The organism is Bifidobacterium moraviense, assembly GCF_012932365.1.
GTDB classification, from domain to species: Bacteria; Actinomycetota; Actinomycetes; order Actinomycetales; family Bifidobacteriaceae; genus Bifidobacterium; species Bifidobacterium moraviense.
The window spans coordinates 90,857-101,401 of record NZ_JAAIIH010000007.1; the positions used below are offsets into that span (position 1 = coordinate 90,857).

Consider the following 10,545-nt stretch of genomic DNA (forward strand, 5'->3'; position numbering starts at 1 on the left):
GTCGCCGGCGGCGTCAGCGTCGGCGACGGAACGCCCGTGCGAAGGCCCCGGCGGCACGCGCGAACGCCGCGGCGAGCGCCGTGCCCGTCAGCGCCGTCGCGACGAACACGCGCGGCCGGCGCAGCTGCGTGCGCAGCCCCGGCAGGTCGGTGGCCAGATGGTCGCCCATGAACACGCGCAGCTCGTTGCCGGAGAACCGCCCCACCAGCGCGCCGTAGGTGAGCATGCGCGTCACGTAGGCGGACGGGTCGGACTCGTGGAACTCGAACAGGCGCACGCCGCGCATGCGCGAGGCCGGCCCGTACGACGCGAACCCGCACGTGGGCGCGTACCCCAGATCGATCCCGTCCACGCGCCCCACGAACGCGTTCTTGTGGTCGTGCCCGCAGAACAGCGCGAAGTAGCCGCCGGCCTCGCGCAGCGTCTCCACCTCGCCGCAGTTGACGTCCGGGCAGCCGATCGACTCGCCCAGCACCGAGCCCGGGCGACACGCCTCGCGGTCCAGCACGTAGCAGCGTCCGGCGAACGCGCGCACGCCCTCCACCGCGTTGGGCGTGTACGCCGGCACCTCCTTCAGGCACCGGTAGAACTCCTGCGGCGGGATGTGCTGGAAGACGATCGACGGCACCGGGCGGCCGTCGCCGTTGCGCGCGCCGAGCGTGCGCTGCACGTCCGCCAGCCACGCCAGCGCTTCGGGCGACGGGGTGCCGTAGCCGTCGGAGTCGGCCAGGTCGAGCGCGCGGGAGTGCCGTGAATACAGGGCGCGGGAGTGCGCGAGCGCGGAGACCGCGTCCGTTCCCGATGTCCCGGCCGTTTCCGCGGCCCCCGCGGCGTCCGGATCGTCGGCGTAGTCGCCGGAGTTCACCATCATCACGCTCATCGCCACGCGCCCCGATCCGTCCGAGGCCTCGATCGGCAGCGCGAAGGTGCCGGGCTCGACCGCGTCCGCGCCGCCGGACGCGGGGTTGAGGCATCCGGGGAACTCGCGGTACATGGCGTCCTGCTCGCCGGCCAGGACGCCGCACTGGAAGTCGTGGTTGCCGTAGGTGGCGGCGAAGGGCACCCCGGCGCGCGTCACCGGCCCCAGGAATCCCGCCATGCACGAGCGCACCTTGGCGCGCGCGTCGTCCAGCGGAGCGGCGTCGGCGTCCGCGTCGGCCTCCTCACCGCCGTCGTCCGCGCCGCCGAACCGTCCGCGCCACCACGCCTCGAACCGCGTCACCACGCGCACCCGGTCGCCCCGCCGCTCGCCCCGGCGGCGCAGGAACGTGCGCATCCACGCCGGGTCGTAGCCGCGGATCTGGTCGCCGGTGAACACCACCAGATCCGGGTCCGCCTCGCGGATCGCCGCCTCGAGGAGACGGACCGTGTCCGGGTCCACCTCGGGACCGTCCTGCACGTCCGCCATCTGCAGCACGCGGAACGTGCCGTCGTGTCTGAAACGCAAAGTCGTCGCCATGGCTCCACTGTATCCGACGCGGATTCCCGCGGATATCGCTATGTGGCACGGGCGCGGCGTTGGGATGCGCCCTCGGTACGATGGAAGACTGTTACGAGAATGTAACGCATGCATATGCCGATACCAAGCAAAGGAGGAAGATATGGGTCAGGATCAATCGTCCGTGTTTGATCTTGCGGCCGTCGCCGCAGCGTCCAATGGAGGGAACAACGACCCGCTGCTGCCGCCGGCGCGATTCATCGGCTCCCCGCAGAAGCCCAGCCGCATGCCGTACAACAAGTACGCGTCCTACAGCGAGCAGATCCCCTTCGACTACCCCGAGCGCACGTGGCCGGGCAAGCGGCTGCAGCGCGCGCCGCGCTGGTGCTCCGTCGATCTGCGCGACGGCAACCAGGCGCTCGTCAACCCCATGGACTCCGAGCGCAAGCTGCGCTTCTGGAACCTGCTCGTCTCCATGGGCTTCAAGGAGATCGAGGTGGGATTCCCGTCCGCCTCGGAGACCGACTTCGACTTCATCCGCATGCTCATCGAGCGTGAGCTCATCCCCGACGACGTGACCATCGTGGTGCTCACCCAGTGCCGCGAGCACCTCATCCACCGCACGTACGAGGCGCTGCGCGGCGCCAAGCGCGCGATCGTGCACTTCTACAACTCCGTGTCCGTGCTGCAGCGCGAGGTGGTGTTCCGCAAGAGCAAGGACGAGATCAAGCAGCTCGCCACCGACGCCGCCAAGCTGTGCAAGCGTCTCGAATCCGACGCCAAGGGCATCGACCTGTACTACGAGTACTCGCCGGAGTCGTTCACCGGCACCGAGCCGGAGTACGCCGTGGAGGTGTGCAACGCGGTGATCGACGTGATCAAGCCCACGCCCGAGCGCCCGATGATCATCAACCTGCCCGCCACGGTGGAGATGACCACGCCGAACGTGTTCGCCGACGAGGTGGAGTACGTCTCCACGCATCTGCAGGACCGCGACTCCGTGGTGCTCTCGCTCCACCCGCACAACGACGAGGGCATGGGCGTGGCCGCCACCGAGCTGGGCATCCTGGCCGGCGCCGACCGCATCGAGGGCTGCCTGCTCGGCAACGGCGAGCGTACCGGCAACGTGGACCTCGTCACGCTGGGCCTGAACATGCTCACGCAGGGCATCGACCCGCAGATCGACTACTCCAACGTGCCGGAGATCCGCAGGACCGTGGAGTACTGCAACCAGATCAAGATCTCCGAGCGCCACCCGTACGCCGGCAACTTCGTGTTCACCGCGTTCTCCGGCTCGCATCAGGACGCCATCAAGAAGGGCCTCGAGGCCCGTCAGGTGGCCGCCGACCGCGCCGGCGCCGATCTGGACAACTTCGTGTGGCTGGTGCCGTACCTGCCGATCGATCCGAAGGACATCGGCCGCACCTACGAGGCGATCATCCGCGTCAACTCGCAGTCCGGCAAGGGCGGCATGGCGTACCTGCTCAAGACCAACCACAACCTCGACCTGCCCAAGCGCCTGCAGATCGAGTTCGACAAGATCGTGCAGAAGTACGCGGACGAGACCAAGAAGGAAGTCAAGGACGAGGACATCTGGCGCCTCTTCAAGGACGAGTACCTGCCCGTGGAGGAGTCCGGCGTCACCGCCGCCGGCGCCGTGGTGGGCGACGTGCGCGACGAGAGCCTGGAGCAGTGGGGCCGCCTCAAGCTGCTCAAGGTGTCCGTGAGCTCCGGCGAGGACGGCTCCGACACCGTCATCAAGGTGCGGATGCTCGACCGCGGCGCCGACCCGGCCCGCGCCGGCGAGCCGCAGGTGCGCGAGCTGTCCGGCATCGGCAACGGCCCGATCGCCGCGTTCCTCAACGCGGTCTCCAACCTGGGCATCAACGCCTCGGTGATGGACTACGTGGAGCACACCATGTCCGTGGGCACGGACGCCATGGCCGCCTCCTACGTGGAGTGCCAGATCGGCGACGACCCGGAGACGCAGATCATCTGGGGCGTGGGCATCGACTCCTCGATCATCACGAGCTCGCTCAAGGCGATCATCTCCGCCATCAACCGGTCCGAGCGCTGAGCGTGAGGCGCCGGGCGGTGAGGCGCCGAGCGTAGCTAGTCCGGTGCGCATATGACTGAGGCTCCCCTTCGGGGGAGCCTCAGTGCGTTTCGGGGCGTTCGTCGCCCTGCGATGACCGCCGCGCGGCAGCCGCGGTACTACTGCGCGGTGCTACTGCGCTACTGCGCGTCCGCCGCTGGCGCGGTCGCGTTGTCCCCGGTTGGCGCGTCGTTCGGCTTCGTCTCGGATCCCGAGCCCGAGCCGCTGCCGCCGGAGCCGCCGCCGTCGTTCGGCTTGGACGTCGACTCGCCGCCGCCAGTGCCGCCGCTGCCGGAACCGGAGCCCGACCCGGACCCCGAACCCGCTCCGGAGCCGCCGCCCGAGCCGGACGTGTGCCCGCCGTTCGCCGTGGGGGAGGCGGTGGGCGCCGGCGCGGACGTGGAGGCGTTCGCCGAAGGCTCGCCCGCGCCGTCCGTCGCCGTGCCGTCGCTCGCGCCGTCGGTGGGCGCGGGGGAGGCGGACGCGGAGGAGGACGCCTTTTTGCCGGTGCCCCACGTGCCGTCGGAGCCGCCCACGGTGCCGTTGTCCTTGGCGTCCGGGAACTTCTCGTCGGCCGCGCCCTTGAGCGCCTGGCTCATGTACTTCTTGACCAGCGTGACCGGGTATCCCATGCCGTACGCGTAGCCGTTGATGCGCGGCAGCGTCTGCGCGGAGCCGTCGCTGCCCGGATTCCACAGCGCCACGGTGGTCACCATGGACGGCGTGAACGCGATGAAGCTCACGGCCTTGTTGTCGTTGGCCGTGCCGGACTTGCCGGCCATGGTCTTGCCGATCGAGCTCAGCGTCTTGCCGGTGCCGGACTCCACCACGCCGGTGAGCGCCTTGTCCAGCAGCGCCACGTCGTTCGCGTCGAACACCTGCTGCGTGGAGGTGGGCGCCTTGTACAGGTCCGCGCCGTCGGTGTCGATCACCTGCGCCACCATGTGCAGCGTCGGCTTCGCGCCGCCGTTCGCGAACGTGGCGTACGCCTGCGTCATGTCCTTCACGCTCAGGCCGTCGTTGCCGAGCACGGTGTACGCCGCGCCCGAGCCGTCGGTGGTGATGGTGCCGCTCACGCCCGCCGTCTTGGCCGTGGCCGCGATCTCCGAGGCACCGAAGTTCTGCCCCAGATGCGACGCCAGATCCATGTACACGGTGTTCACCGAGTTGGCCGTGGCCTGGTACAGGTCGATGTAGCCGTAGCTCACGTTGCCGGAGTTGCTCATCGAGGCGCCCAGGCCGGTGAACTCGCGCGGCGAGTTGCCGTTGAACACCGTGTCCAGGCTCGTGCCCTGCTGGATGGCGGTGAGCAGCGCGAACGGCTTCATCGTGGAGCCCACCTCGTACGTGGCCTGCGTGGCGTTGTTGAGCTGGTGCGTCAGGTAGTCCTCGCCCGCGTAGATCGCGATGATCGAGCCGTCCTTCGGGTTCGCGCTCATCGCGCCGGCCTGCACGCCGTCGGGCATCGAGTTGGCCGTGGGGCTGGCGGACTGGTACAGCAGATCCTGCTTGTCCTTCTGGATGGTGGTGACGATCCTGTACCCGCCGGTGTCCAGATCGTCCTCGGTGAACGCGCCGGAGGACGTGAGCTCGTCGCGCACCATGCGCAGCAGGTAGCCGTTCGTGCCGGCGTACACGTTCTCCTGGTTGTATTCGACGGTCGTGGGCATGGCGGCGGACGCCTTCTGGTCGGCGGTGATGTAGCCGTCCTCGCTCATGATCTCGATGACGCGCTCGAAGCGCTGCGTGGCGCGGTCGGGGTTCTTGGCGGGGTCCCACGTGCTGGGGGCGGGGATGATGCCGGCGAGCATGGCCGCCTCGGACAGCGTCAGGTCCTTGGCGTCCTTGTTGAAGTACGCCTTGGCCGCCGCCTGGATGCCGTACGCGCCGCGGCCCAGGTAGATCGTGTTCATGTAGTTGCACAGCACGGTGTCCTTGCTTTCCGTCTGCGCGATCTTCGTGGCCATGATCGCCTCGCGCAGCTTGCCGAGGTACGTGGTGGTCTCGCCCATGTAATAGCGCTCGGCGTACTGCTGCGTGATGGTCGATCCGCCCTGGCGTGTGCCCTTGGTCACGTTGTTCACCAGCGCGCGCGCGATGCCCTTGAGGTCGATGCCGCGGTCGGTGTAGAACGTGCGGTTCTCGGAGGCGACGATGGCCTTGCCCACATAGTCGGGCAGCACCGCGCAGTCGATGATCTCGCGGTTCTGCGAGGCGTACGATCCGATCTCGGTGGTGCCGTCCGCGTAGTAGACGCGCGTCTTCTGCGCCATGGCGAACTTCTCCGGCTCGGGGATCTCGGTGCTCACGTACAGGTAGGCGAACGCGCCGATGCCGGCGACGAGCACCGCTGCCATGAAGCCGAGCACGCACTTGAGCACCGTGTGGCGCCTGCGTCCGGCGCCCTTGCGGGGCGGCCTGCGATGCGCCGCGGCGCCGTGCCGCCCGCCGCGGTTGCGCGTGCCGGAGGTCCTGCGGCGCGTCGCGGCATTGGAGGAACGGGAGGTGTAGCTCTTCGTGGTCATGTGCATCCACGGTAGCGACGGGGGCTGAACAAAGCGGGCGCGTCGGGGCAAACGTCCATAGGTTCCGTACGATTCGCGCGGCCGCGGTGCGGCGTCCGGGCACGGAACGGATAATTGGACACCCTGTTGACCGATGTCGCAATCGGCCCCGTTTTCTCGGCATTTGCACGGGCGGCGCTCGCCCATCCGCAGGGAAAGACGGTAGACTGAGCCATCGGATTCACCGTTATATATGTCCGCGGGCGCGTGCCGGCGGGCGTATACCTACCAAGGAGTGTCTGTATGAGCATCCGCGTTGCCATTGCCGGTGTGGGAAACTGTGCCTCGTCCCTCGTGCAGGGCGTCGAATACTACAAGGACGTCGACGATGACGCCAAGATCCCCGGCATCATGCACACCAACTTCGGCGGCTACCGCATCCGCGACATCGAGTTCGTCACCGCGTTCGACGTCGACGCCGCCAAGGTGGGCACCGATCTGTCCGAGGCCATCTTCGCCTCCCAGAACAACACCTACAAGTTCTGCGACGTGCCGAACCTGGGCGTCGAGGTGCTGCGCGGCCCCACCGGCGACGGTCTGGGCAAGTACTACCGCGAGATGATCACCGAGTCCGACGCCGAGCCCGTGGACGTGGCCGCCGTGCTGAAGGAGAAGAAGGTCGACATCCTCATCTCCTACCTGCCGGTCGGCTCCGAGCAGGCTGACAAGGCGTACGCGCAGGCCGCGCTCGACGCCGGCTGCGGCTTCGTCAACTGCCTGCCCGTGTTCATCGCCTCCGACCCGGAGTGGGCGCAGAAGTTCCGCGACGCGAAGCTGCCGATCGTCGGCGACGACATCAAGAGCCAGGTGGGCGCCACCATCACCCACCGCGTCATGGCCCGCCTGTTCGAGGACCGCGGCGTGCGTCTGGACCGCACCTACCAGCTCAACGTGGGCGGCGACATGGACTTCATGAACATGCTCGAGCGCTCCCGCCTCGAATCCAAGAAGATCTCCAAGACCCGCGCCGTCACCTCCGTGGTGCCGCACGACATGGACCCGAAGAACGTGCACATCGGCCCGTCCGACTACGTGGCATGGCTCAACGACCGCAAGTTCGCGTTCGTGCGCCTCGAGGGCACCACGTTCGGCGACGTGCCGCTGAACCTCGAGTACAAGCTCGAGGTGTGGGACTCCCCGAACTCCGCCGGCGTGGTGATCGACGCCCTGCGCGCCTGCAAGATCGCCAAGGACCGCGGCCTGGGCGGTCCGGTGCTCTCCGCCTCCGCCTACTTCATGAAGTCCCCGGCCGTGCAGCACGAGGACAACGAGGCCAAGGAGCTCGTGGAGAAGTTCATCACCGGCGAGTCCGAGGGCACCGAGGCGCAGCTCGACGCCGACGTGGCCGCCGCCAAGGCCGCCGGCAAGGACGTCTGGCACGCCTGATCCGCATCCCATGGCGTGACGAAACCGCCGCACGAATCGGAATCATGATTCGTGCGGCGGTTTCGTTTGCCGTATGGTTTGGCCGCGGTTCGGGCCTGCCCGGTCTGCGCGCGTCGGCGTGTGCGGATTGAGCGGATCGAGTGCGCAGATGACGTAGATGGTGCGGATTGAGTTCGGGAGAAGGTGTTTTTGGTCTCCTGAAAACTGGATCCGCTCAATCCATGTGATTCCGGGACTGAATCTGCTCAATTGGCACGGCCGGGACCGGATCCGCTCAGTTTGCGTGTTCGGGACTGGATCCGCTCAATCCGTGCGGACCGGGGCCTGATCGGTGCGGCGCGTATCTGGCTCCGCCGTCGTATCTTCGATTCGTGTGGTGGTTTCCAGCGGGGAAGCCGGATGGCAATGGCGGAATTTCGGCGATATGACGCGGATCGTATGGGCCATGGCATAGCAAAACCGCCACACGAATCGAGAACACGATTCGCGTGGCGGTCTGTTTCGAGCGGTTCGGCCGCCGTAAGACGCGGTGTCGCGCCTCACGGCCGTCATGCCGCCGGCGGCACGGTTGCCGTATGGTGTTCGGCCGCACGGCAGTCGATGGTCAGCGCTGCGTCACCTGGCCAGCAGCGGGGCCACCTGCTCCTCGTAGGCGGTCAGCGCCGTGTCGATGACGTTGTGCATGTCGTAGTACTTGTACGTGCCCAGACGCCCGCCGAACACGACCTTCGGCTCGGCGGCGGCCTTCTCCTCGTACTTGGCGTACAGCGCCTTGTCCTCGGCGGTGTTGACCGGGTAGTACGGCTCGTCGCCGCGCTGGGCGAAGCGGGAGTACTCCTCCCACACCACGGTCCTGTCCGGGTTCTGCCGGTCGCGGCGCTCGGGGTTGAAGTTCTTGAACTCGATGGCGCGGGTGTACGGCACGTCGGAATCCGAGAAGTTCATGACCGGGCATCCGAAGTGGTCGCCCTCGTCGTAGCGGACCTCCTTGAAGTCCACGGTGCGCCACTTGAGGTCGCCCAGCTCGTAGTCGAAGTAGCGGTCCACCGGGCCGGTGTACACCACCGGCACCTTGCCCACGAGCGCCTTCTTGTTGAGCGGCTGGGACTCGTCGAAGAAGTCCACGCCGAGCGTCACGTGGATGCGCGGATCGTCGATCATGCGCTCCATCCACGTGGTGTAGCCGTCCTTGGGCAGGCCCTCCCACGTGTCCTTGAAGTAGCGGTTGTCGTAGTTGAGGCGCACCGGCAGGCGGTTGATGATGCCGGCGGGCAGCTCGGCCGGGTCGGTCTGCCACTGCTTGGCGGTGTAGTTCTTGATGAACGCCTCGTACAGCGGGCGGCCGATGAGGCTGATGCCCTTGTCGTTGAGGTTGGCCGGATCCGTGCCGGCGAGCTCGCCCGCCTGCTCGGCGATGAGCTTCGCGGCCTCGGCCGGCGTGTAGTGCGCGTGGAAGAACTGGTTGATGGTGCCGAGGTTGATGGGCAGCGGGTACACCTCGCCGTCGTGCGTGGCGTAGACGCGGTGCACGTAGTCGGTGAACTCGGTGAAGCGGTTGACGTAGTCCCACACGCGCCTGTTGGAGGTGTGGAACAGATGCGCGCCGTACTGGTGGATCTCGGCGCCGGTCTCCTCGTCCACGTAGCTGTAGGCGTTGCCGCCGATGTGCTGGCGCACGTCGATGATCTCCACCTTCGCGCCGGTGTGCTCGACCGCCTGCTGGGCGATGGTCAGGCCGAACAGGCCCGCGCCCACGATGACCAGGTCCGCATCCATATGGGGTTCCTTTCCTAAGAAGACAATGATCGGGTTCGAGTGCGCCTTCCATGGTACGCACCGGTCGGCCGCGTCCCGGAGCCGCCCGGCGTGGCGCCGCCGTCCGGGGATGGTGTACACTGGTCCCCAGCCTCCACGTGGCGTTACGTCACCCAACTCCCCCAGGGCAGGAATGCAGCAAGGGTAAGTGGCCTCTTGCGGGTACGTGGAGGTTTTTCCATACCCGCGCACGGGTGCCGGCGGCGTTGCCGGCTGGGGTTACTCTCGTACGTATGACCGATTCCCTTTCCGCAACGCCTTCGCAGCCTTCGGCTCCCGCGCCCATGCCCGCGCCCATGCCCGCGCCAGCGCCCGTGCCCGCGCCCGGCGCCTCCGACGCCGCTGCCGCCGATCCGCTTGTCTCCCGTCCCCGCATCTCCTCGATCGTGCTGTGCGCCCTGTTCGGCGCGCTGTTCCTCGCGCTCGCTGCCGGGACATGGTGGCTCGCCGTGCGCACGATGATGGGCCAGCAGTTCGACGATCTGGCGCTGAGCTCCTTCGCCTCCGTGATGCCCGCGTGGCTGAGCGCGCCCACGGTGCTGGGCCTGCCGCTCGGATCCTCGTGGCTGATGATCTCCGTGGCCGTGGCGATGGCGGTGGCCGGTCTCGCGACGGCGCTGGCGCGTCGCCGCTGGTGGCTCGCCGGGCAGATCGCGGCCTATGCCGTCGTGGCGTACGCCGCGGCCAAGATCCTCAAGGAGGTGCTGCCGCGCGAGGTGCTGGTGCGCACGGCCGTCACCGAGTCGGGGGTGCCGCTGGGCAACACGTCGCCGTCCGGGCACGCCGCGCTGACGGTCGTGGCGGGGCTGGCGCTCACCTGCGCGGTGCCGCGTGCCGCTCGCGCGGTCACGGGGCTGCTCGCGGGGGCATGGTCGGTGCTGGTGTCCGCGCTGCTCGTGGCGCAGGGGTGGCACCGTCCCTCGGACATCGTCGTCGCCTATCTGCTGGCGGCGGGTCTGGCGCTGGTCGCGCTGGCGTTCACGCGCGCCTCGGGCATGGACCGTCCCGGCGCGCGCGCCGCGTCCCCGGGCGTGCAGGTGACGTGCAGCGTGCTCGTCACCGCCGCCGTGATGGGGCTGCTGTACTCCGTCTACGTGATCTGGCAGCTGGTGCCGGGTCTCGAGGTGGGTGCCGAATGGGCGCAGACCTCGGTGTGCGCGGTGTCGATGGTGGCGATCGCCTCCGTGGCGGCGCTCGCCTTCGGCGCGACGGTCGCCATGCGCCAGCTCACCGCGAGCCCGCTGAGC

The 10,545-nt window shown here is 68.2% G+C and carries 6 protein-coding genes and 1 other RNA gene; 4 read left to right on the forward strand and 3 right to left on the reverse strand.

Annotated features, from left to right (window positions below):
* Positions 1-13: 13 nt before the first annotated feature.
* Positions 14-1,459 carry a metallophosphoesterase family protein gene (locus tag G1C96_RS05970; RefSeq protein ID WP_169275731.1) on the reverse strand — a complete coding sequence of 482 codons (1,446 nt, stop codon included), beginning with the start codon at positions 1,457-1,459 and terminating at the stop codon, positions 14-16.
* A gap of 142 nt (positions 1,460-1,601) precedes the next feature.
* On the opposite strand from G1C96_RS05970, the gene leuA reads away from it, so the two are divergent.
* Complete coding sequence (gene leuA / locus G1C96_RS05975) at positions 1,602-3,515, forward strand: 2-isopropylmalate synthase (protein ID WP_169275732.1); 1,914 nt, start codon at positions 1,602-1,604, stop codon at positions 3,513-3,515.
* Positions 3,516-3,673: 158 nt separating this feature from the next.
* Here leuA and G1C96_RS05980 read toward each other — a convergent pair whose 3' ends face one another.
* A complete protein-coding gene (locus G1C96_RS05980; protein WP_169275733.1) occupies positions 3,674-6,064 on the reverse strand; it encodes a transglycosylase domain-containing protein in 2,391 nt (796 codons plus the stop codon).
* Positions 6,065-6,340: 276 nt separating this feature from the next.
* On the opposite strand from G1C96_RS05980, the gene G1C96_RS05985 reads away from it, so the two are divergent.
* On the forward strand, positions 6,341-7,483 hold the full coding sequence (locus G1C96_RS05985) for an inositol-3-phosphate synthase (protein ID WP_169275734.1): 1,143 nt from the start codon (positions 6,341-6,343) through the stop codon (positions 7,481-7,483).
* Between the two features lie 615 nt (positions 7,484-8,098).
* Here G1C96_RS05985 and glf read toward each other — a convergent pair.
* Positions 8,099-9,259 (reverse strand): UDP-galactopyranose mutase, encoded by a 1,161-nt coding sequence (glf, locus tag G1C96_RS05990; RefSeq protein ID WP_169275735.1) that lies wholly within the window; start codon positions 9,257-9,259, stop codon positions 8,099-8,101.
* 125 nt (positions 9,260-9,384) lie between these two features.
* On the opposite strand from glf, the gene ffs reads away from it, so the two are divergent.
* Both ffs and G1C96_RS06000 read left to right on the forward strand, forming a co-directional pair.
* An RNA gene (gene ffs, locus G1C96_RS05995) (signal recognition particle sRNA small type) lies at positions 9,385-9,479 on the forward strand.
* A 115-nt stretch (positions 9,480-9,594) separates the two neighbouring features.
* On the forward strand, positions 9,595-10,545 hold a 951-nt coding region (locus G1C96_RS06000; RefSeq protein ID WP_169275736.1), incomplete at its 3' end, for a phosphatase PAP2 family protein.

What these genes read in the sequence shown, in the direction of transcription:
- G1C96_RS05970 (WP_169275731.1), bottom strand. Translation starts at nt 1,459, where the DNA reads ATGGCGACGACTTTGCGTTTCAGACACGACGGCACGTTCCGCGTGCTG.
- leuA (WP_169275732.1), top strand. Translation starts at nt 1,602, where the DNA reads ATGGGTCAGGATCAATCGTCCGTGTTTGATCTTGCGGCCGTCGCCGCA.
- G1C96_RS05980 (WP_169275733.1), bottom strand. Translation starts at nt 6,064, where the DNA reads ATGCACATGACCACGAAGAGCTACACCTCCCGTTCCTCCAATGCCGCG.
- G1C96_RS05985 (WP_169275734.1), top strand. Translation starts at nt 6,341, where the DNA reads ATGAGCATCCGCGTTGCCATTGCCGGTGTGGGAAACTGTGCCTCGTCC.
- glf (WP_169275735.1), bottom strand. Translation starts at nt 9,259, where the DNA reads ATGGATGCGGACCTGGTCATCGTGGGCGCGGGCCTGTTCGGCCTGACC.